The organism is Streptomyces sp. NPDC047000 (assembly GCF_040644295.1).
Lineage (GTDB): Bacteria > Actinomycetota > Actinomycetes > Streptomycetales > Streptomycetaceae > Streptomyces.
Window position 1 is genome coordinate 64,173 of sequence record NZ_JBEYWE010000007.1, and the last position, 22,057, is coordinate 86,229.

Below are 22,057 nucleotides of genomic sequence, written 5' to 3' on the forward strand. Positions count from 1 at the left end.
GTATGGCACGAGCCAGCAGAGCCGAACGTGTCGCGGAGCTCATCGAGCCGCTGCGCGTGAAACCCGGCTCCCATGTCAACCTGGACGAGGACTTCGACCCCGGTTTCAAGGGACAGATCCGCAAGGAGCACAGCGACGAACTTCTGAAGGTCGGCGTGTCACTGCTCGCCGAGTACCAGGACCGGCTCGCCGCGCAGGACACCTACGGCGTACTGCTCTGCCTCCAGGGCCTCGACGCGGGTGGCAAGGACGGCACGATCCGGCACGTGATGAGCGGGGTGAACCCGCAGGGCGTGAAGGTCAGCAGCTTCAAGGTGCCCTCCGCCGAGGAACTCGACCACGACTACCTGTGGCGCTACGCCCAGCGGCTGCCCGGCCGCGGCGAGATCGCGATCTTCAACCGTTCGCACTACGAGGAGGTTCTCGTCGTGCGGGTGCACTCCGAGGTCCTGGAGCGGCAGAAACTGCCGGACAGCGCCCGGACGGAGAAGATCTGGCAGCGTCGCTACCGGCAGATCAACGACTGGGAGCGGTATCTGACCGAGAACGGCTTCATGATCGTCAAGATCTTCCTGAACCTCTCCAAGGAGGAGCAGCGGATGCGTTTCCTGAAGCGCATCGACCTGCCGGACAAGAACTGGAAGTTCTCCGCGGCCGACGTCCACGAGCGCCGTTACTGGGACGACTACCGGGCGGCGTTCTCCGAGATGCTGTCCCACACCAGCACCCGCTGGGCGCCCTGGTACGTCGTACCGGCGGACCGGAAGTGGTTCGCGCGGCTGTGCACGGCGGCGATCCTCGCCCACACGCTGATGGAGATCGACCCCCGGTACCCCAAGGTCCCGGCGGAGGCCAGGAAGAAGCTGCTGGCCGCCAAGGAGGGCCTGGAGGCCGAGGCACCCAAGGGGGAGCCCGCAGACCCGTACGCGGCCCGGCACCGGATGCCCAAAGGCTAGCCGTCCTTGTGCCGCTCCCGCCCGGTGCGCAGGCGTGCCGGGCGGGAGCGGCACAGAGGTCCGGTACGGGGGGAACGACCGATCCCGATCGGAGACACGACCATGGCGGCCTTGCAGTCGATCCCGGCAGGACAGCGGCCCCGGACCCGGCCGGACTGGTACGCGCGCCCCGCCCGTGACGTGACCGCGTCCTTCACCGTGGAGCCCGCGGCCGGGCTGACGGCGGCGAAGGCGGCCGAACTGCTGGCCGCGAACGGTCCGAACGCGCTGCCCGAGGAGAAGCCGCGGCCGATGTGGCTGCGCTTCCTCGACCAGTACCGCAGCTACATGCAGCTCGTCCTGCTGGGTGCCGCCGTCGTCTCCCTCGTGATCGCCGAATGGAGCACGGCCGTCCTGCTGACGCTGCTCACCCTGCTGAACGCGGTGGGCGGCCTGCGGCAGGAGGGCAAGGCGGAGAGCGCGATGAACGCGCTGAAGTCGATGATGAAGGCCACCGCCCGGGTGCGCCGGGACGGCACCGAGCAGGAGATACCGGCCGAACAGCTGGTGGTGGGCGACATCGTGCTGATCGCGGCGGGCGACCAGGTGCCCGCCGACGGCCGGATCATCGAGGCCAACTCCCTCCAGATCGACGAGTCCGCGCTCACCGGGGAGAGCGTTCCCGCCGTCAAGGACACCTCGGTGCCGGGGGCGGCGTCGTCCGGCGGCGTGCTGGGGCCCGGCGACCAGACGGACATGGCGTTCATGAACACCCCGGTGACGCACGGCAGCGGACTGCTCGTCGTCACCGGCACCGGCGCGGACACGGAACTCGGCAGGATCGCCGGGATGCTGTCCGCCACCGCGCGCGAGGTCCCGCCGCTGACCAAGCAGCTCAACACCCTCACGATCTGGATCACGGGAGCGGCCGGCCTGACCATGATCGTGATGTTCGCCATGGGACGCGCCCGCGGCCAGGCGTGGGACGCGCTGTTCGTCAGTGCGGTCTCCCTCGCCATCGCCGCCATCCCCGAGGCCCTGCCGACCGTGACCCAGGCGATCCTCTCGGTCGGCAGCGTGAACCTGGCCCGGCGCAACGCCATCGTCAAGGAACTGCCCTCGGTCGAGACCCTGGCCTTCACCTCGGCGATCAACTCGGACAAGACCGGCACCCTCACGATGAACCAGATGACCGTCGTGGAGGTGCTGAGCGCCACCGACCGCTACACCGTCTCGGGCACGGGCTACGACCTCGCGGGCCAGGTCCGGCACGCGGCCGGACGCGGGGCCGGCGTGGAGGAGGCGATCCTGCCGTTCGTCGTCGCGAGCGACGCGCGACTGGTGGACGGGGAGGTGGTGGGCGACCCCACCGAGGGCGCGTTCCTCGTCCTCGGGCACAAGGCCGGCCTCGACACCGATGCCACCCGGGACCGCCTCCCGCGCCTCGCCACCCTGCCGTTCGATCCCTCCTACAAACTGATGGCGACGTTCAACTCCGCCGTCGACGCCGCGGGCCGCCCGGTCGTGCGCTGCTTCGTCAAGGGGGCCGGACCGGCGGTGACGGCGCGGGTGGCCGGCGCGCTCACCGCCGACGGGACCGTGCCGTGGGACGACGCCCTGCGCGAGCGTCTGGAGATCGAGACCGACCGGATGGCCGGCGAGGGGCACCGGGTGATGGCCGCCGCCGTCCGCGATCTGGACCCGGCCGGGTTCGACCCCGACGGCGATCTGCTCGCCCTGGTCACCGGACTCACCATGACCGGCCTGGTCGCCATGGTGGACCCGCCGCGCGAGGAGTCCCGCGCCGCGGTGGCGAGCGCGCAGGCCGCGCACATCCGGGTCCGCATGGTGACGGGGGACGACGTCACCACCGGCGCCGCCATCGCCCGCCGCCTCGGCATCACCGGCGATGCGGTCCTCGGCGCCGAGTTCGCGGCGCTGCCCGAGCAGGAGCAACTGGCCCGGATCGACGGGATCGGTGTCGTCGGGCGGGTCGCGCCGGAACACAAGGTGCTGCTGGCAGGGCTGCTCAAGAAGAAGGGCGATGTCGTCGCGATGACCGGGGACGGAGTCAACGACGCCCCGGCCATCAAGGCCGCCGACATCGGCATCGCCATGGGCAGCGGCACCGACGTCGCCAAGAACGCCGGACGCATGATCCTCTCCGACGACAACTTCGCCACGATCGTCTACGCCGTCGAACAGGGCCGGAAGATCTACGACAATCTGAGCAAGTACATCCGGTTCGTGCTCCTGCTCCTGGTGACCTTCGTGCTGACGTTCCTCGGGGCCACGCTCTTCAACATCGCGGGCGGCGAGCCGTTCAGCCCGGCGCAGGTGCTGTGGATCCACTTCGTGGTCAACGCGTCGTTCGGTTTCGCCCTCGGCTTCGACCAGGAGAGCCCGGGACTGATGCGGCGCCGTCCGCGGCCGCGCGGCGAGTCGGTGCTCACCCGCTCCGTGGTCACGACGGTCGGGCTGGGCGGACTGGCCCTCACCGTCATCCTGCTCGGACTGATCAAGATCGGCCAGGTGCGCTACGGCAGTGCCGCCGTGGGCAACTCGATGGCGTTCACGGCGTTCGCGCTGTGTCTGGTGGTGGCCGCCTTCGAGTGCCGCAGCGAGACGGACTCGGTGCTGACCCCGGCCACGTTCGACAGCAAGCAGATGAACAGGGCGGCCCTGGCCCAGATCGTCCTCGCCGTTCTCGCCACGCAGCTCGACGGGTTCCGGAGCATGCTCGGCACCACGCAGATCAACGCGCGGGAGTTCGGCTGGGCGCTGCTGTCGGCGATCGTGCTGCTCGGGCTGTGGGAGCTGGGCAAGCTGCTGGCCCGCCGGCCGAGGAGCGCGACGGACACACCGGACGTGCCGGACACGGCGGACGCGGCGGCCACGACGGTGTGACGGGCGTGCCGGGGGAACAGGACCGCGGACCCGGGACACGGCGGCGACGCACCGTGCACCGGGCCCGCCGGACGGGCTGTGCCGGAAGCCCGGGACGAACGGCCGCCGGGCCGGGCGGATCAGACCTCCAGGGTGCTCTCGATGCGCTTGAGGGCGTGCCGGGCCAGGGCCAGGTTGCCGCGGTTCCGGTCGAGGGCGAGGTAGAGGAAGAGGCTGCTGTTGCTGCTGGCGAGCGGGCGGATCAGGTGGTACTGCTGGCCCAGGGTGATCAGTATGTCCTCGACCGTGTCCTCCATGCCGAGCGTGGCGAGCGTCCGTGCCTTGGCGCGGACGACCTCCGTGTTGCCCGCGGCAGCGATCTCCAGGTCCAGCGCCGGACCGCCGCCCAGGGTGCCCAGGGACATACCGCTCTCGTAGTCGACCACGGCCACGCCGATGGCGCCGTCGATCGCCATGGCTTCCTTGAGTGCGGTCTCGATGCTCATGTGTTGCTGCCTTCCATCCGTGTACGACACGGCTTTGACGACCCTTATGACAAGTTGTCAGAAAAAGTCGTACGGACACCCTGTCCTGACGCTTTCGGATTAAACTACTGTGTTTACTGATGTCATGTGAAGTGTTCGTGAAAGGGTGTCGGTGTCATCAGTCGAAGATTCCCTGGGCCGTCTGCTCGACGTGCCGGGGATCACAGGAGCCGCACTCGTCGATGCCGTCACCGGGCTGACCTACGGCGAGGTGGGCGAAGGGGGCACGGACGCCGTGGAGTGCAGCCGGTTCGCCGCCTCCCTCGGTGACCGGCTCCACGCGGCGGGAGCACAGGGGGACCTGGAGAGCGTCGTCGTCACCGGCAGCCGGTACCAGCTCGTCCTGAGAGTGCTGCCACGCCAGGGCGACGCCCTGCTGCTGACGGCGAGACTCGAACGCGGCCGCGCCAACCTCGCCATGGCCCTCCACCAACTGGGTCTGTACTCGATCGAGGCGGGAGGCGCCGCGTGAACGCCGCCGTCCGCACCCCCCGAAACGTCCCCGCCCTGCTCAACGCGCTGTACGACGCGGGCCACGACGGCACCGTCCTGGTGACCGGGGCTCCCGGCGGCAGGATCCATCTGCGCAAGGGCCTGGTCATCGCCGTCGACACCCCCGGCGCGCCCAGCGTCGAATCGGTCCTCCTCAAGTCCGGCCGCGTCGAGGACGAGCCCTGGACGGCGGCCTGCGCCGCCTGCGACGGCCGGGAGGGCCGCCTCGGGGACGAACTCGAGGCCCGCGGACTGCTCGGCAGAGCCGAGTTCGAGATCGTCTGCACCGCCGCCGTGTTCGACGCCGCCTTCGCACTCACCCTGGGCCCGCCCGGCGACTGGGAGGTCGCCGACGTGACCGCGGCCCCGGTCTCCGGTCCGGGCTTCGCACCGCGCCGCCTCGCCGCCGAGACCAACCGGCGCCTGGCACTGATCGACCGGATGTGGGGGCCGCCCGCGGAGTTCGCCCGCACCCGGATCCGCCCGGCCGCGGCCCTGCCGGTGCACGTCCCGCCACGGTACGCGGCACTGCTCCGGGTGATCAACGGCCGCCGCACCCCCCGGGACGTCGCCTTCGCGGTGGGCCGCGGCACCTACGCCGTCATGCTGGACCTGGCGCAGATGCACGAGCTCGGCCTCGTACGCCCCGAGGTCCCCGGCACGGCGGGCCGCCCCAGCACCGCGCCCCGGCTGCCCGGGGACCGCACGGTGCCGCCGCCCGAGGCCGTGCAGCTTCCCCGGCGCAGACCCGGGGCGCACCCCCTGCACCGTGAGGACGGCGCGTGAGTTCACGCCGCCGCAGAACAGCCAGGCGCCGCATCCTCGCCACGGCCCGCGCACTGCGCGCCGACCGTGGCGAGGGCCCGGGCCGGGATCCGGCCCGGGACCGGATCCCGGTGTCCGGCGCGGTGGCCGTCCCGGCCCGGGGCGGGGCCCAGGGCCCGCACGTCCCGCTGCCGCAGCGGGCCGCCCTCGCCGCGCGTCGTCCGGGCGGCTCCGGCGGACTGCCCGCCCCGCCCGCCGATCTCGCGGACCACCAGCCCGACGCGGACCTCCTCAGACGCGTCCACGCGCTGCTGCGCGACCGTCTCTGAGCCTGCGGTGGAACCGTCGTGCCGCCGGCGGCGACCATGAAGTCAGGGGCGGAGACGGCGACGGCGGTGCGCGGCCGCCCTCACCGGCACGCCGCCGGTCCGCCGCCGCACCGTTCGGCCGTTCCTCCCCCCGGCGTCACCGTTCCTCCGCCTCACCGCCCGACCGTTTCCCCGAGCCGATCGTTTCCCCGAGCCGATCGTTTCCCCGAGCCGGCCGTTCAGCCGTTCGGCCGAACGGCCGTCCTCACCGCCCGGCCGTTTCACGCACCGACCGTTTCACGCACCGACCGTCTCACCGTTCCGACGTCCCACCCAGGAGTGTTCATGCCCAGTAGCCAGAGGCCCGAGCCGCTGATCGCGGTGCTCACGGCCCTGCGAGACAAGGTGATGGGAGTCAGCGAGTCCGTCATCTCGACCGTCGACGGCCTTCTGGTCGCCGCCGACACCGACGCCGTCCACCCGGAGTCCATCGCCGCGCTCTCCGCCGCCACCTTCAGCCTCGGCCGGCGCATGGCGGAGGAAGCCGGGGCGAAGGGGCTGCGGGACGTGGCCACCCGGGGCGTCGGCTGCCACGTCGTCGTCCAGGCCATCAACGAGCGCGCCCTGCTGACCGTCGTCGGCGACGACGGGCTCGACCTCACCGCCCTGCACCGCGAACTCCATTCCACCATCGAGGAGCTGGTGCGGATCTTCGCGTACGACGTCCCCGCGTGACGGGTGGGACGGGCCACGACGGGCGGGGCCGCTGAGGCGCTCCTATGCTGATGGCGCCGGGCCGCGAGCGGCCTGCGTCCCGGTCCGGCCGCGGCTGTGCGGCACGGATTCACCGACGCGGGAGCTGCCCATGACACAGCGGTACTCCACCCATCTGCCAGGACCTTCCCCATGGCTGCGCCGGCTGCGCGGCGGGACCGTCGCGGTCGCGGCGGCGGGGACGCTGATGGCGTCGGCCGCGGGCGGGACCGCGGTCGCGCTGCCGTCCGCCCCGCCGTCCACCGCGGCCCGGGTGCCTTCACCGACCCCGGCCCCGACCGCCGGCGGTGCGGTCCGTGACCTCACCCCGGCCGTCCAGCGGCAGCTCGACACCACCGTACGACGGGTCATGGGGCAGGCCGGCATCCCCGGCGTCAGCGTCGGCATCTGGACCCCGGACAAGGGGCAGTACGTCAAGTCCTTCGGCGTCGCCGACAAGAACACCCGTCTGCCCATGCGGACCGGCCTGTTCCTGCGCATCGGCAGCGAGACCAAGACCTTCACCGTCACGGCGATGCTCCAGCTCGTCGACCGGAAGAAGATCGGGCTCGACGATCCCATCGGCAGGTACATCGCAGGCGTACCGAACGGAAACCGGATCACGCTGCGCCAGCTGGCCGGGATGCGCAGCGGGTTGTTCAACTACTCGGCGGACGACGCCTTCTACAAGGCGCTCACCTCGAATCCGAGAAGGCCGTTCACCCCGCGGCAACTGCTGGGCTACTCCTTCGGACACCCCGTGAACTTCCCGCCCGGCGCGAAGTTCGAGTACAGCAACACCAATCTGATCCTCCTCGGCCTGGTCGTGGAGAAGATCAGCGGTCAGTCCCTCGCCGGCTACATACAGCAGCACATCCTCACCCCCGCCGGGCTCACCCACACCCTGTTCCCGACCGGCAGCGAGTTCCCGCGGCCGCACGCGCAGGGCTACACGAACCAGACGGCGAGCGGCAAGGTCGAGGACGCGGCCGACTGGAACCCCTCCTGGGGCTGGGCGGCGGGTGCCATGATCTCCACGCTGCAGGACATGCGCGTCTGGGCGCGCACCGTCGCCACCGGTCAACTGCCCAGCGGCAAGCGGCTGATCAGCCCCGCCCTGCAGAAACAGCGGCTGATCACCCCGGCCACCCCGGTCCCGGGCGCCGGCTACGGGCTCGGCATCTTCAAGGTGCAGGGCTGGATCGGCCACAACGGCTCCCTGCCGGGCTACGAGTCCCTGACGGTCTATCTGCCCCAGGCGCGCGCGACCCTCGTCGTCCTGCTCAACACCGACATCGACTACCGGGGCCAGGAGCCCAGTACGGTGCTCGGCGAGGCGATCACCCGGATCATCTCACCGGCCCACGTCTTCGCTCTCCCGGCCGCACCGGCCGCCCGGTAGCCGGCCACCGCGCCCATCCGGTCCCGGGGCCCGCCCCCGGGACCGGAGAGCGGTTCAGTGCACGGAGAACCCGCCGTCGACGAACACCGACTGCCCGGTGACATAGCCGGAGGACCGCCCCGCCAGGAACACCGCCGCACCGGCGAAGTCCTCCGCCAGGCCGTTGCGCCCGGTCAGGGTACGCGCGGCCAGCGCCGCCACCTTCTCCGGATCGGACGACAGCCGGGCGTTCAGCGGCGTCATGACGAACCCCGGCACCAGAGTGTTGCAGGTGACCCCGTACGGCGACCACGCCTCGGCCTGGGAGCGGGCCAGCGACTCCAGCGCGCCCTTCGAGACACCGTAGGCCCCGCTCTGCACGAAGGCCCGGTGCGCCTGCTGGGAGCTGATGTGGATGATCCGCCCGAAGCCCCGCCCGGCCATCCCCGGGCCGAACCGCCGGCCCAGCAGATACGGCGCCTCCAGGTTCAGCGCCATCGTCGCGTCCCACACGTCCTCGCCCAGTTTGCCCATCGGCGGGCGCAGGTTGATCCCGGCGCTGTTGACGAGGATGTCCGGCTCGCCGAACACCCCGGCCGCCCGCTCCGCCGCCTCGCGCACCCCGTCCCGGCCGCCCAGATCGGCGCTCACCCAGGCCGCCCGGCAGCCCTGGGCCGTCAGCTCCGCCACCGCCCCGGCCAGCCCGGCCTCGTCGCGCGCCACGATCACCACGCTCGCCCCGGCCCGCGCCAGCGCCCCCGCGACGGCCCGCCCGATGCCGGAACTGCCCCCGGTCACGATCGCGACCAGGCCGTCGAGGGAGAACAGTTCGGAGAGATAACCGCGCGCGTCCATCCCCGCACCGTAGCGCCGCGGCGGACCCCGCCGGACGACCGGCCCCCGCCGCCCGTACCACGCGGACACCGGGTGGCCGTCGGGGACCGGACGTCCGTGCCGGACCGCCGTGCCGCCGGGCCGGACGGCATCCGGCCTGGCAGCCAGGTCGCCGCGGCCCCGCGGGCGGCATCGGTAACCGGCCACGGCCCGCGCCGCCACGCGCCCCGCGGCTGCACGACGGCCGCCGCTGTGGCACCGTGGACGAGGGCCGGGCCCGTCACTCTCCCCCGTCGTGACGGGCTCGGTCTCCTGCCGCCCGCCTCCACCACCGGCCGGCTCCCGCCCCCTTCGCACGAGATCGTCACGGACTGTGGCCCTTGGGGAACCGGTGCGCTAATTTGGCTTGCAGGTCACTGGTGATCGGTCACCCGTGGTGAACGCGGGAGGTTCCTCTTGACCCCGGCACAGCTGCGAGCCTTCGCCGCGACGGTCCGCCTCGGGTCCGTCAAGGCCGCCGCGGCCGATCTGGAGGTGAGCGAGGCAGCCGTCTCGATGCACATCGCCCACCTGCGCAAAGAGCTGGGCGACCGGCTGTTCACCAGGACGGCGAACGGACTCGCGTTCACCCCCGGCGGACTGCGGCTCGCCAGCCGCGCGGCCGAGATGCTGGGCCTCCAGGACCGCACCATCCTCGAGGTGCGGGAGGCCGGATCCGGCCGCCGCATGCTGCGGATCGCCGGGTCCGCCCTGTTCGCCGAGCACGCCGCGCCCGGCCTCATCGAGCTGTTCGCGGGCCGCGCCGACGACCTCGACGTCGAGCTGAGCGTGCACGAACCGCAGGACTTCGCCCCGCTGCTGCTCACCCGGGCCGTCGACGTGGCCATCGGACCCCGGCCCGCCGTCGTGGACGACGCGCTCTCCTGCACCCCCTTCCTCAACTACCAGGTGATCGCGGTCGTGGGCCGCGACCACCCGCTCGCGGCGGGCGGGGTCACCGCCGCCGAGCTCCGCGACCAGACCTGGCTGCTGGGCCCCTCGGCGGTCGGCAGGACCGGTATGGTCCCGGCCGTGCTGCGCCGCCTCGGCGTACCCGAGCACAACCAGCGCATCTTCCAGAGCCACGCCGCCGCCCTCGACGAGGCCAAGCACGGCAAGGGCGTGGCCCTCGCCGTGGCGTTCGCCGTCGCCAAGGACCTCGCCGCCAAAGACCTGTGCAGACTCGCCGGACCCGCGCTCCCGCTGCGCGGCTCCTGGAACCTGCTGGCCCTCAAGGACCGTGACGTGTCACCCGTCGCCGCCGAGCTGCGCCGCTTCGTCACCACCCCGCGCGCGATCCAGGCCATGCTGCGCGGCGCGGGCGTCACCGCGGGCCGCTTCCGCCCGGCCGTCCACGTGACACTGTGGAGCTGACCCCGGCGGCCCGGCACGTGCCCCGTCCGCGGTCGCAGCACGCTATCTCGCCCGGTACCCGCAGCAGCGCGGCGAAGGAGTCCGCCGGGAGGTGGAGGTCGACGTAGGGCAGCGCCGCGGCCAGGGCCGAGGTCCGGGGTTCGAAGCCGGGGGCGGCGGCCCGCGGGTTGAGCCAGATCACGCGGTGCGCACGGCGCCGCAGCCGGGCCATGGCCGCGGCGAGCTCCTGCGGCGGGTCGCCGTCCCAGCCGTCGGAGCAGATCAGCACCACCGCGCCGCGCAGGGCGCCGCCGTGGTGCGAGGCGAGCAGCGTGCCCAGGCAGTGCGCGATCCGGGTGCCGCCGAACCGGTCCGTGACACGCTCCGTCGCCAGATCGACCGCCGCCCCGGCGGAGCGGTGGGCCAGCACCGTCGTGAGCCGGGTCAGCGAGGTCGCGAACGCGAAGACCTCGGCGTCCACCGTACGGGCGAGGGCACGCATCAGATGCAGATACGCCACCGCGTGCGCCTGCATCGACCGGCTGACGTCGCACAGGACGACCACTCTGCGGGGCCTGCGCCGCGGCCCGGCCCGCACCAGCCGTACCGGCTCCCAGCCCGTGCGCCGGGAGCGCGCCGTCGTCTCGCGGACGGCGATCCGAGGGCCGCCCCGCCGCACGGTGTACCGGCGGGTGCGGCGGGTGGGCCACTCCCGCAGCGCCGTCTCCAGCCAGCGCCCGATCAGCTCCAGATCCCGCGGGTCGAGTTGCTGGAACGGGGTGTCCACCTCGGCGGCCAGCCGGCTCGGCAGCCGCTGCGGCACGGTGAGGTGGTGCGTCTCCTCACGCCCGGCACGGTCGGCGGGCGGCAGGGTGATCCAGGGCAGCGCGTCCCCCGGGGCGGAGCCGGCACTGTCCCGGGGCCCGGCGGGCGGCCGGCGTCCCGTCCCGTCCTCGTCGGGCGTGAGGGTGCCGGGGCCGGTGCGCCGGGCGGCGGGGTCCAGACCCGGCACGGCCTCGCCGAAGACGGAGTCGAAGACCCGGTCGAACACCGCCAGGTCCGGCTGATCGCGCACCAGGGTGACGCGGGCCGTCCAGTACAGGGCCGTACGGGTGGTGGGCGTGGTCCGGGCCAGGGCCCGCGCGAAATCCTGTGTGGCGGTGAGACCGGCGGCCAGACCGCACTCCCTGAGCCGTCCGGTGAGCGCCACGGCGAACGCGGCGCGGTCGACGGCGGGCAGCAGCGGGCCGCCGGACGTCATCGCACCAGCAGCCAGACGACCACGCCGACGACGACGACCCCGACGGCCACCGGGATCAGCCGCTTGTACACGGACGCCCCGGCCAGCTTCATCAGGTCCAGCGGCTCGTCGTCGGCCACGGGCCTCGGCGGGGAGGCGGGGGCCGCGACCGGCGGGGCGACCGGGGCGGATGCGGCGGTGGACGCCGCGGCGGGCGTCGTGACGGCCTCCGGCGCCGAGGCGGCCGCGGCACCGGACACGGCGGGCACCACGGCGGCATCGGCGGCCACCGACGCCGGTTCCGCGGCCTCTGCCGCCCCCGGTCCGGCCGCCGTCTCCGGCCCGGTCCCGGTCCGCGGTGCCGCGAGCAGCTGCGCCTCCACGTTCGCGACGAACTGCGCGAACAGCTTCTCCGACACCTCCTTGATCATCCCGCTGCCGAACTGCGCCAGCCGCCCACTGATGCTGAGGTCGGTGCTGACCGTCACCACCGTGCCCTCGCCCCGGGCCGCCAGCCGGGCGTGCACGGTCGCGGAGGCGTTGCCCGCGCCCCTGGTGTCCTTGCCCGAGGCGCTGATCACCGCGGAGTGCGTCGTCTCGTCCTTCTCCACGAACCGCGCGACACCCGCGAACTGGCTGACGACCGGGCCGACCTTGACCCGTACCCGGCCCTTGTAGTCCTCGCCCTCCACTCCCGTCAGCTGTGCCCCCGGCATGCACGGGGCGAGGGACTCCAGGTCGGTCAGGGCCTCCCAGGCCCGCTCGAGGGGGACGGCGACGCCGAACTCGTTGTCGATCTTCAAGGTTTCCTCGCTTGTCGGGGGTAGCCGAGTTCTTCCAGTGCCTCGGTGATGGCGGTGCGGTCGTCGGGACTCTTGGCGACCGCGCTGAGCGTGCTGACGATGTCGTCGCGGGCCAGTCGCGTCACCCGCAGGGCGGCCAGCGCGGAGAGCCAGTCGATGGCCTCCGCCATACCGGGCGCCTTGTCGAGTTCCAGCCCGCGCACCCGGCCGATGAACTCGGCGGCGGACGCGATCAGCGGCTCGTTCGCGGCCGGTACCGAGCGGCGGAGGATGACGGCGGCGCGTTCGGGGGAGGGGTAGTCGATCCAGTGGTAGAGGCAGCGGCGCCGCAGCGCGTCGTGGAGTTCGCGGCTGCGGTTGGAGGTGAGGACCACGACGGGCGGCCGCAGCGCCGCGAACGTGCCCAGTTCCGGGACGGTGATGGCGGACTCGCCGAGGAACTCGAAGAGCAGCGCCTCGAACTCGTCGTCGGCCCGGTCGATCTCGTCGATCAGCAGCACCGGCGGCAGCGGACCGCGGTGGCGTACGGCCCGCAGCAGCGGGCGGTCGAGCAGGAACTCCTCGGTGAACAGGTCGGCGTCGGACAGATGGCTGCCGCGCGCCTCGGTGAGCCGGATCGCGAGCAGCTGACGCTGGTAGTTCCACTCGTACAGCGCCTCGCCCGCCGACAGGCCCTCGTAGCACTGGAGCCGGATCAGCGGAGTGTCGAGGGCGGTGGCGAGTGCCTTGGCGGCGCTGGTCTTTCCGACACCGGGCTCGCCCTCCAGCAGCAGGGGGCGGCCCAGGGACGTGGCCAGGAAGAGCGCCGTGGCGGTGCCCTCGTCCACCAGGTAACCCACCGCGTCCAGGCGTTGCCGTATCTCGTCGGCGTCCGTGAACAGCTCGCTCACCCGCCGGCCGCCGTCTCCCGGGCCATCCGGTCCCGGCAGCCGGGGCCGCAGAACCAGAACTCGCCGTCGGCGGTGGTGAGACGAGGGGTGCCCGGACTCACAGCCACCGTCATCCCGCACACCGGGTCCACCACCGTCTCCACCGGTGGCGGGGCCATCGGCAGCAGGGGCCGCCGGCCGCTCGTCCGTACCGCCTCGACGACCTCCGCCAGGATCGACAGGGCGACCTCCGCCGCCGTCCGGGCCTTGATGTCGAGCCCGGCGGGGGAGTGGATCCGGGCCCGGTCCGCGTCGTCCAGGCCGAGTTCGTCGAAGAGGGCGGCGCCGCGGCGGCGGCTGGCGACCAGCGCGATGTGCGGGACGCGCGCGTCGAGCGCGGCGCGCAGCGCCGCGGCGTCGTCCCGGCCCTGACCCGCCACGATCACCGCGGCCGTCTGCTCGGCGGGCGGTCCGTCCGGCAGCGAGCGGGCCGTGGCGTAGCCGAGGACGCCGGCGAGTGCGACGAACGCCTCGGCGATCGGGGTGTGCCCGACGACCTCGATCAGCGGCGGCGGCAGCACCGGCTCCAGGAAGATCTCCAGCGCGCCGCCCGACAGACACGGATTGACGACGACCTGGGCGCCGGGGGTGTCCGGGAAGGCGGCGCCGTCCTCGGGCAGGACGCGCAGCAGCAGCGGCCCGCCGTCGTGCAGCGCGCCGAGCGCCGCCGTCCGTACCGAACTCTCCGCGCACACCCCGCCGACGAAGCCGTCGATCGTGCCGTCGCCGTACACGATGGCCTCGTCGCCCGGGTGCGCGGAGGCGGGCGCCTGGGCGCGCACCACCCGGGCGTGCACGAACGGCACGCGCCGCTCGGTGAGTTCCAGCGCCCGTGCGCCGACCGTGCCGGTCATCCTCGCCTCCTTCTCGGCATCCGCCGTCTCCCGTCCCCGTCCGCCCCGCCGCCGCTCAGATCGGCGGCATCGGCCTGCCCTGCATCGCCTCCCACACCCGCGACGGGGTGAGCGGCATGTCCGCGTGCCGGACACCGAACGGCTCCAGCGCGTCGATCACGGCGTTGACGATGGCCGGCGGGGAGCCGACGGTCGCCGACTCGCCGATGCCCTTGGCGCCGATGGGGTGGTGCGGCGAGGGGGTGACCGTGTGGCCGGTCTCCCAGTCGGGGACCTCCAGGGCGGTGGGGATGAGGTAGTCCATCAGCGAGCCGCTCAGGCAGTTGCCGTCCTCGTCGAAGGAGATCATCTCCATCAGAGCCATCCCGACGCCGTCGGTGAGCCCGCCGTGCACCTGGCCCTCGATGATCATCGGGTTGATCCGGGTGCCGCAGTCGTCGACCGCGACGAACCGCCGCACCGTCACCTTCGCGGTGCCCGGGTCGATGTCGACGACGCAGATGTACGCGCCGTGCGGGTAGGTGAGGTTCTCCGGGTTGTAGCAGATCTGCGCGTCGAGGCCGCCCTCCACGCCGTCGGGCAGGTCACCGGCGCCGTGGGCGCGCATCGCCACGTCCTGGATGGTGACCGACGCCGACGGGTCGCCCGCGACATGGAAGGAGCCCTTCTCCCACTCCACGTCGGTGACGGCCACCTCCAGCATCGCGGAGGCGATCAGCCGGGCCTTGTCGCGCACCTTGCGCGCGACCAGCGCCGCCGCGGCCCCCGACACCGGGGTGGAGCGGCTGCCGTAGGTGCCGAGCCCGAACGGGGTCTGGTCGGTGTCGCCGTGCACCACGTCGATGTCCTGCGGCGGGATGCCGAGCTCCTCGGCGACGATCTGCGCGAACGTCGTCTCGTGCCCCTGCCCCTGGGACTGCACCGACAGCCGGACGACGGCCTTGCCGGTGGGATGCACCCGCAGTTCGCAGCCGTCGGCCATACCGAGACCGAGGATGTCCATGTCCTTGCGGGGCCCCGCGCCGACCGCCTCGGTGAAGAACGACACCCCGATGCCCATGATCTCGCCCCGGGCCCGCTTCTCCGCCTGCTCGGCGCGCAGCGCGTCGTAGCCCGCGATCTCCTTGGCGCGTTCCATGGTGGGCGCGTAGTTGCCGGAGTCGTACACCCAGCCGGTCTTCGTCCGGTACGGGAACTGCTCGGGGCGGATGAAGTTCTTCATCCGCAACTCGACCGGATCGACGTGCAGTTCGTCGGCGAGGCAGTTCACGAGGCGCTCGACCAGGTACACCGCCTCGGTGATGCGGAACGAGCAGGCGTACGCCACCCCGCCGGGCGCCTTGTTGGTGTAGACGGCCGTCATGTGGCAGTAGGCCGCCTCCAGGTCGTAGCTGCCGGTGAACACCCCGAAGAAGCCCGCCGGGTACTTCACCGGTGCCGCCGTGCCGTTGAACGCGCCGTGGTCGGCGAGGACATGGGTGCGGACGGCGAGGATCTTGCCCTCGCTGGTCGCCGCGATCTCGCCGCGCATCACGTAGTCACGGGCGAAACCGGTGCTGATCAGGTTCTCCGAGCGGTCCTCCATCCACTTCACCGGCTTGCCGGAGAGCAGGGAGCCGACGATCGCGCACACGTAACCCGGGTAGATCGGCACCTTGTTGCCGAACCCGCCGCCGATGTCGGGGGAGATGATCCGGATCTTGTGCTCGGGCAGCCCGGCGACGATCGCGTAGAGGGTGCGGTGGGCGTGCGGGGCCTGCGTGGTGGACCACAGCGTGAGCTTGCCGTCCACGGTGTCGTAGTCCGCGACCGCGCCGCACGTCTCCATCGGCGCCGGGTGCACCCGCGGGTACACCATGTCCTGGCTCACCACGACGTCGGCGCGGGCGAAGACGGCCTCCGTCTCGGCGGCGTCGCCGGTCTCCCAGTCGAAGCAGTGGTTGTCGCGCTTGCCCTCCAGGTCGTCCCGGATCACCGGGGCCTCGGGGGACAGCGCGGTCCGTACGTCGATCACCGGGTCCAGCGGCTCGTACTCGACGTCGATCAGCTCCAGCGCGTCCCGGGCGGCGTAGCGGTCCTCGGCGACGACGAAGGCGACCTCCTGGCCCTGGAAGCGGACCTTGTCGGTGGCGAGGACGGCCTGCACGTCGTTGGACAGGGTCGGCATCCACGCCAGGCCCTGCTCCGCGAGCATCGCGCCGGTGACCACCAGACGGACCTTCGGGTGCGCCTCGGCCAGCGAGGTGTCGACGGACACGATGCGGGCGTGGGCGAGCGGCGAGCGCAGGATCGCCAGGTGCAGCATGCCGGGAAGCTGTACGTCGTCGACGTAGCGGCCCCTGCCGCGCACGAAGCGCGGGTCCTCCTTGCGCAGCATCCGCCCGTGCCCGCAGGGCTTCTTGTCGTTGTCGACGAACGCGGTGCGGTGGCCGTTTCCCGCGACGGTGGTCATGACGCGCTCCCCTGCGTGGCGGCCGTGGCGGCCGTGGCGGGTCCGGCGGGCCCGCCGGCCTCGGTGGACCCTTCCGGATCCGGGGCGGCCGTGGTGCGGGTGCCCGCCTCCTCGGCGGCCGCCCAGCGGACGGAACGGACGATGGTCGCGTAGCCCGTGCAGCGGCAGATCTGCCCGGAGATCGCCTCACGGATCTCCTGCTCGCCCGGGTCCGGATTGCGGTCCAGCAGGGCGCGGGCGGTCATCATCATGCCGGGCGTGCAGAACCCGCACTGCAGCCCGTGGCACTCCATGAACCCGCGCTGCACCGGATCGAGCACGCCGTCCTGCTCCAGGCCCTCGACGGTGCGCACCTCGTGCCCGTCGGCCATCGCCGCGAGCACCGTGCACGACTTGACCGGCTCGCCGTCCAGCCACACCACGCACGTACCGCAGTTGCTGGTGTCGCATCCCCAGTGGGTGCCGGTGAGGCCGAGACAGTCGCGCAGGAAGTGGACCAGCAGCAGTCGGCCCTCGATGTCCCGGGTGACCTCTTCACCGTTGACGGTCGTCGTCACCTGCATGATCACACCTCCTCTCCGCGTGCCCGGGCGACGGCCGTGCGCAGGGTGCGCCGGGTCAGCTCACGGGCCAGATGGCGTTTGTACTCGGCGCTGCCCCGGTGGTCGGAGACCGGGGAGCAGTTCTCGGCGGCGATGTCACCGGCCGCCGCGTACGTCTCCTCACCGGGGCGCCGGCCGCGCAGGGCGGTGGCGACACCGGGGATGCCCGCGGTGTTCGGGCCGACGGCGGCCAGTCCCACCCGGGCGTCCGTGATCAGCCCGGCGCCGTCCAGCCACACCGCGGCGCCCGCCGAGACCACCGCCCAGTCCCCGGTGCGGCGCTCCACCTTCTCGTACGCACTCGAGCCGCCCGGCCGGACGGGGAAGCGGACCTCCGTCAGCATCTCCGCGTCGCCGACCGCCGTCTCGTACGGGCCGCGGTGGAAGTCGTCCATCGTGACCACGCGCTCGCCGTCCCGGCCCACGATCACGCAGCTCGCGTCGAGCGTCGTGCACACGGCGGACAGGTCCTCGGACGGGTCCGCCTGGCACAGCGAACCGCCCAGCGTGCCGCGGTTGCGGACCACCGGGTCGGCGATGACGCGCTCCGCGTCCCGGAAGACCGGCAGCGCGGCGGCCAGCTCGTCCGACTCCAGCAGCTCCCGGTGGCGTGTCATCGCGCCGATCCGGATCTCGCCGGGCAGCACATGGATGTAGCCCAGTTCGTCGTGCAGCTCGTTGATGTCGATCAGGTACTCGAAGTTGGCCAGCCGGAGCTTCATCATCGGGATCAGGCTGTGCCCGCCCGCCACCAGCCGCGCCGTGTCGCCGTACCGGTCGAGCAGCGTGATCGCCTCCGCGACGCTGCCCGCCCTCTCGTACTCGAACGGTGCCGGGACCTGCATGCCGCCTTCCCCTCTCTCGTCCGGCCACAGGACCGGAGCGCTCGCCGGGACGCCCGGGACGCCGGGTTCCGGGTGTCGGGTGTCGGGTGGGGGCCCGGGTTCAGGTGGCCTATTGGGCGGCACGGGCCGGGGAGTGTCAACGACCGGTTAACCGTTCACTTAAGTCACCCGTCCCGGTGGTCCGGCCCACCTGGGGCCCCGGCGCTGTCTAAAGTGGCGGTGACCTGCTGACCACCACCGATCAGGCACCTGTGAGGGACACACCGACCATGTCGACCGAAACCTTCGAGTTCCAGGTGGAGGCCCGTCAGCTGCTCCAGCTGATGATCCACTCGGTCTACTCGAACAAGGATGTCTTCCTGCGGGAGATCGTCTCCAACGCCTCGGACGCGCTCGACAAACTGCGCCTGGCCGTGCTGCGCGACGACGACCTCGACGCCGACACGTCCGACCTGCACATCGAGATCGAGCTCGACCCCGAAGCCCGCACCCTGACCGTACGGGACAACGGCATCGGCATGTCCCACGACGAGGTCGGCAAGCTCATCGGCACGATCGCCAACTCGGGCACCGCGGAGTTCCTGAAGGAGCTCGAGGAGGCCCAGGACTCCGCCGGGGCCGAGCAGCTGATCGGGCAGTTCGGCGTCGGTTTCTACTCCGGGTTCATGGTCGCCGACGAGATGACCCTGGTGACCCGGAAGGCCGGGGAGAGCGGCGGCACCCGCTGGTCCTCGCGCGGCGAGGGCACGTACACCCTGGACCCCGCCGGTGACGCCCCGCAGGGCACCTCCGTCACCCTCCACCTCAAGCCGGCCGACCCCGAGAACCAGCTCCACGACTACACCTCGGTGTGGACCGTCAAGGAGATCGTCAAGCGGTACTCGGACTTCATCACCTGGCCGATCCGCCTCGTGCCGGCCCCGGGAGCGGCGGCGCCGGACGGCGAGGACGGCTCCGGCGCGGCATCCGGCGCGGCGGCCGGACCCGAGACGCTGAACTCGATGAAGGCCCTGTGGGCCCGCCCGCGCGACGAGGTCTCCGACGAGGAGTACCACGAGCTGTACAAGCACGTCAGCCACGACTGGCGCGACCCGCTGGAGACCGTCCGCCTCCAGGCCGAGGGCACCTTCGAGTACCAGGCACTCCTCTTCCTGCCCGCGCACGCCCCGCACGACCTCTACACCCGCGACTACCGGCGCGGCCTGCAGCTCTACGTCAAGCGCGTGCTGATCATGGAGGACTGCGACGCGCTCCTGCCGACGCACCTGCGCTTCGTGAAGGGCGTCGTCGACGCGGCCGACCTCTCGCTCAACGTCTCCCGCGAGATCCTCCAGCAGGACCGCCACATCCGCATGATCCAGCGGCGGCTGGCCAAGAAGGTGCTGTCCTCCGTCAAGGACATGATGACGAACGAGCCCGACAAGTACCGTGGGTTCTGGCGGGAGTTCGGCGCCGTCCTCAAGGAGGGCCTGCTCGCCGGGGGCGACGACCGCGACGCCCTGCTCGCCGTCGCGTCCTTCGCGAGCACGCACTCCGACGACGAGCCGACCACGCTCCGGCAGTACGTCGAGCGGATGAAGGACGGCCAGGACGACATCTACTACCTCACCGGCGAGTCCCGCCAGAGCATCGAGAACTCCCCGCACATGGAGGCGTTCCGCGCCCGCGGCCTCGAGGTCCTGCTGCTGACCGACCCGGTCGACGAGGTGTGGGTCGACGTCGTCGGCGAGGCGGAGGGCAAGCGGTTCAGGTCCGTCGCCAAGGGCGAGATCGAACTGGACGCGCAGGACGGCGGACCGGCGGGGGAGGAGCGGGAGAAGCAGGCCGAGGAGTACGCGGATCTGCTCGGCTGGATGAAGGAGCGGCTCGCCGGCGAGGTGAAGGACGTCCGCCTGTCCACGCGGCTGACCGTCTCCCCGGCCTGTGTCGTCTCCGACGCGGGCGACCTCACGCCGGCACTGGAGAACATGTACCGGGCGATGGGCCAGGAGGTCCCCGCCGCCAAGCGGATCCTCGAGCTCAACCCCGGCCACCCGCTGGTCAGCGGCCTCAACCGGGCGTACGGGGAACGTGAGGACCGCACCGGGCTCGCCGAGACCGCCGAACTGCTGCACGGCCTGGCGGTCCTCGCGGAGGGCGGCCGCCCCGGCGAACCCGCCCGCTTCGTCCAACTGGTCGCGGAACGGCTGGGCCGGACCGTCTAGCGGCCCCGAGCCCCGCACGGGGCTCTGGGCACCGGGCCGCCGGGCACATCAGCCCGGCCGCCCGGCCGCCCGGCCGCCGCGGCCTGCCGGGCGGCCCGGTTCGTCCGTCTCCGCGCGGGCCCCGCCGCCGAGCCGTGCGGGGACCTCGCCGGCTCGGCGGCCCCCGCACGGGCGAGGTCCGCTCAGCGGCCCAGGTACCGGTTCAGCCGGTCCAGCAGACGGGCCGCCTCCTGCAGGCTCCGCGCGGTGTCCGTCAGATCACCGGCCAGCACCTCCTCGGCGTCCTCCGGGGTGCCGGGCGCGGCCGGCCGGACCAGGAGGCCGCGGTAGCCGACCGGTTCGCCGTCCTCGCCCACCTGGTAGCCGGTGAAGTCGTACGCACCGGGCCGCGCCGCCGGTACGTCGCCGCCGTCGAAGAACCGTACGCGGCACAACTGGGTCATGTCGGCACCGCGGTTGGCGGTGATCCGCAGCCGGTAGTGGCGGAAGGACCCGGGGCGGGCGACGGTGTACTCCCTGGTCTCGAAACGCCGCTCGAACTCGTCGTCCTCGCGGGAGTCCAGCAGGCTCCACGACGAGCCGTCGTGGGACCCCTCCAGGTGCCAGTCCGCCGGATCACGGTCCGACGCGTCGTTGGCGGAGGTGAGGGAGTACGCCGTCACGACGACCGGATCGGGAAAGACGAACCGCAGCTCGGGGGCGTCCTCATGGGCCAGCCACTTGCCGTCGCCCTTGCGCAGCAGGTTCGCCGCGACCTCGCCGAAGTGCTCGAACTCGTCGCTCGCCTCGACGCGGGACACCTTGGCGGTCACATCGCGCAGCCCGTCCGCCGGGACCGCGGCGGCCGGTGCCCCGGCCGCGATCCGCAGACCGACCGACGCGCCGGTGCCCCGGTGGTCGCTCCAGGTCACGCGCTCCAGCGGCGCGCCCCCGTCGTCCAGCAGCAGCCTGAGCCGTCCCGCCGGACGCCACACGCCGTCGCGCTCCTCCTCGGTGGCGAAATGCCGTACGGTCCCGGCCGTGCCCTCGTCCGGCAGCGCGCGGCGCTCGACCAGGGTGCCGCGCAGCTCGCCGGTCGCGCCGCCCGCGGTGCGGAAGCGGCCGTGGAAGCCCGACAGGTCGGTACGGAACGCGACGGAGGACTCGGCGCCGTCGGCCGCACGCCATGCCAGCCGCGCCGCGGGTTCCTCCGCGTCGTCCCGGCCGGCGTGGAACGTGAGCGGCGGCCCCGGCTGCCAGACGCCAAAGTCCACGGCACGCCGCTCGGTGGCGAAGACGCGCACGCCGCCGTTCGCCCTGACGGCGAGGGCGCGCCGGGCACGGCCGTCCTCCCCGGCGGGGTCCAGCGCGACCGTGCGCAGCCTCAGCAGCCCGCCCTCGGTGTCCGGGTCGGCGTGGTGGATCTCCAGGACGTTGACACCCGCCCGCAGCGTCTCGCCGGGCACGCCGAACACGTACTCCCGCACGGCGCCGGGGCCGTCGTCGTGCGGCAGCAGGAACCCCTTGGCCACCGCCTCGCCGTTCAGCACGACGTCCATCGGCGCCGCCGCGCCGAGCACCGTGATCCGCAGCACGGCCTCGGCGGCCCCGGCGACCTCGGCGGTCCCGGCACCGTCGTCCACCACGAAGTCGACCTCGACCCGGCCCCCGGCCGCCACGACCAGGTACGAGGAGGCGACGGCGCACCGGTGGTGACGGACGACGGCACGGGACAGCTCGACCGGCCGGACGGCGAAGTCGGCGAAGACTGGGAGCATGGGGGGTTCCTCACGATCGTTGCGCGGAGCCGCCCGGCTCGTCGGCGTCCGGGCGGTCGATCGGGACACTAACGGCCGCC

19 protein-coding genes are annotated in these 22,057 nt (G+C 72.6%); 9 read left to right on the forward strand and 10 right to left on the reverse strand.

Annotated features, from left to right (window positions below; translation table 11 throughout):
* The first annotated feature begins 2 nt into the window (after window positions 1-2).
* Both ABZ862_RS13935 and ABZ862_RS13940 read left to right on the forward strand, forming a co-directional pair.
* Window positions 3-956: a polyphosphate kinase 2 family protein gene (locus ABZ862_RS13935; protein WP_360956796.1), complete on the forward strand. Its 954-nt coding sequence runs from the start codon at window positions 3-5 to the stop codon at window positions 954-956.
* Between the two features lie 102 nt (window positions 957-1,058).
* Window positions 1,059-3,842 carry an HAD-IC family P-type ATPase gene (locus ABZ862_RS13940; protein ID WP_360956798.1) on the forward strand — a complete coding sequence of 928 codons (2,784 nt, stop codon included), beginning with the start codon at window positions 1,059-1,061 and terminating at the stop codon, window positions 3,840-3,842.
* Between the two features lie 119 nt (window positions 3,843-3,961).
* On the opposite strand, the gene ABZ862_RS13945 is transcribed toward ABZ862_RS13940, so the two are convergent.
* Window positions 3,962-4,327 carry a hypothetical protein gene (locus tag ABZ862_RS13945; RefSeq protein ID WP_360956800.1) on the reverse strand — a complete coding sequence of 122 codons (366 nt, stop codon included), beginning with the start codon at window positions 4,325-4,327 and terminating at the stop codon, window positions 3,962-3,964.
* A 151-nt stretch (window positions 4,328-4,478) separates the two neighbouring features.
* Here ABZ862_RS13945 and ABZ862_RS13950 point away from each other — a divergent pair, with 151 nt between their 5' ends.
* From ABZ862_RS13950 to ABZ862_RS13970, 5 genes are all read left to right on the forward strand, one after another.
* A complete protein-coding gene (locus ABZ862_RS13950) occupies window positions 4,479-4,838 on the forward strand; it encodes a hypothetical protein (RefSeq protein WP_360956802.1) in 360 nt (119 codons plus the stop codon).
* Complete coding sequence (locus tag ABZ862_RS13955; RefSeq protein WP_360956804.1) at window positions 4,835-5,644, forward strand: hypothetical protein; 810 nt, start codon at window positions 4,835-4,837, stop codon at window positions 5,642-5,644. Before ABZ862_RS13950 ends, ABZ862_RS13955 begins: the two co-directional genes overlap by 4 nt.
* The gene (locus ABZ862_RS13960; protein WP_360956806.1) at window positions 5,641-5,952 is read left to right on the forward strand and encodes a hypothetical protein; all 312 of its coding nucleotides are present in this window, start codon (window positions 5,641-5,643) and stop codon (window positions 5,950-5,952) included. Before ABZ862_RS13955 ends, ABZ862_RS13960 begins: the two co-directional genes overlap by 4 nt.
* A gap of 324 nt (window positions 5,953-6,276) precedes the next feature.
* Window positions 6,277-6,666: a roadblock/LC7 domain-containing protein gene (locus ABZ862_RS13965; protein ID WP_360956808.1), complete on the forward strand. Its 390-nt coding sequence runs from the start codon at window positions 6,277-6,279 to the stop codon at window positions 6,664-6,666.
* 130 nt (window positions 6,667-6,796) lie between these two features.
* Window positions 6,797-8,086, forward strand: a complete 1,290-nt coding sequence (locus ABZ862_RS13970; protein WP_360956810.1) for a serine hydrolase domain-containing protein — start codon at window positions 6,797-6,799, stop codon at window positions 8,084-8,086.
* A 54-nt stretch (window positions 8,087-8,140) separates the two neighbouring features.
* On the opposite strand, the gene ABZ862_RS13975 is transcribed toward ABZ862_RS13970, so the two are convergent.
* On the reverse strand, window positions 8,141-8,920 hold the full coding sequence (locus ABZ862_RS13975; RefSeq protein ID WP_360956812.1) for an SDR family oxidoreductase: 780 nt from the start codon (window positions 8,918-8,920) through the stop codon (window positions 8,141-8,143).
* Window positions 8,921-9,355: 435 nt separating this feature from the next.
* Here ABZ862_RS13975 and ABZ862_RS13980 point away from each other — a divergent pair, with 435 nt between their 5' ends.
* Complete coding sequence (locus tag ABZ862_RS13980; RefSeq protein ID WP_360956814.1) at window positions 9,356-10,312, forward strand: LysR family transcriptional regulator; 957 nt, start codon at window positions 9,356-9,358, stop codon at window positions 10,310-10,312.
* Here ABZ862_RS13980 and ABZ862_RS13985 read toward each other — a convergent pair.
* The 7 genes from ABZ862_RS13985 to ABZ862_RS14015 are packed head-to-tail and all read right to left on the reverse strand — an operon-like array spanning window position 10,263 to window position 18,016.
* Window positions 10,263-11,552, reverse strand: a complete 1,290-nt coding sequence (locus ABZ862_RS13985; RefSeq protein ID WP_360956816.1) for a VWA domain-containing protein — start codon at window positions 11,550-11,552, stop codon at window positions 10,263-10,265. The two genes, ABZ862_RS13980 and ABZ862_RS13985, sit on opposite strands and share 50 nt — an antisense overlap.
* Window positions 11,549-12,334: an SRPBCC family protein gene (locus ABZ862_RS13990; RefSeq protein ID WP_360956818.1), complete on the reverse strand. Its 786-nt coding sequence runs from the start codon at window positions 12,332-12,334 to the stop codon at window positions 11,549-11,551. The genes ABZ862_RS13985 and ABZ862_RS13990 overlap by 4 nt, the downstream gene beginning before the upstream one ends.
* The gene (locus ABZ862_RS13995; RefSeq protein WP_360956820.1) at window positions 12,331-13,224 is read right to left on the reverse strand and encodes a MoxR family ATPase; all 894 of its coding nucleotides are present in this window, start codon (window positions 13,222-13,224) and stop codon (window positions 12,331-12,333) included. Before ABZ862_RS13995 ends, ABZ862_RS13990 begins: the two co-directional genes overlap by 4 nt.
* Window positions 13,221-14,117 (reverse strand): XdhC family protein, encoded by an 897-nt coding sequence (locus ABZ862_RS14000; RefSeq protein ID WP_360956822.1) that lies wholly within the window; start codon window positions 14,115-14,117, stop codon window positions 13,221-13,223. The genes ABZ862_RS13995 and ABZ862_RS14000 overlap by 4 nt, the downstream gene beginning before the upstream one ends.
* A gap of 55 nt (window positions 14,118-14,172) precedes the next feature.
* A complete protein-coding gene (locus ABZ862_RS14005; RefSeq protein ID WP_360956824.1) occupies window positions 14,173-16,569 on the reverse strand; it encodes an aerobic carbon-monoxide dehydrogenase large subunit in 2,397 nt (798 codons plus the stop codon).
* The gene (locus ABZ862_RS14010; RefSeq protein WP_360956826.1) at window positions 16,566-17,132 is read right to left on the reverse strand and encodes a (2Fe-2S)-binding protein; all 567 of its coding nucleotides are present in this window, start codon (window positions 17,130-17,132) and stop codon (window positions 16,566-16,568) included. The genes ABZ862_RS14005 and ABZ862_RS14010 overlap by 4 nt, the downstream gene beginning before the upstream one ends.
* 2 nt (window positions 17,133-17,134) lie before the next feature.
* Complete coding sequence (locus tag ABZ862_RS14015) at window positions 17,135-18,016, reverse strand: xanthine dehydrogenase family protein subunit M (protein WP_360956828.1); 882 nt, start codon at window positions 18,014-18,016, stop codon at window positions 17,135-17,137.
* Between the two features lie 269 nt (window positions 18,017-18,285).
* Between ABZ862_RS14015 and htpG the strand changes: the two genes are divergently transcribed.
* Window positions 18,286-20,220: a molecular chaperone HtpG gene (htpG, locus tag ABZ862_RS14020; RefSeq protein WP_360956830.1), complete on the forward strand. Its 1,935-nt coding sequence runs from the start codon at window positions 18,286-18,288 to the stop codon at window positions 20,218-20,220.
* A gap of 182 nt (window positions 20,221-20,402) precedes the next feature.
* Here htpG and ABZ862_RS14025 read toward each other — a convergent pair whose 3' ends face one another.
* Window positions 20,403-21,977 (reverse strand): alpha-1,2-mannosidase, encoded by a 1,575-nt coding sequence (locus ABZ862_RS14025; protein WP_360956832.1) that lies wholly within the window; start codon window positions 21,975-21,977, stop codon window positions 20,403-20,405.
* Window positions 21,978-22,057: the final 80 nt, after the last annotated feature.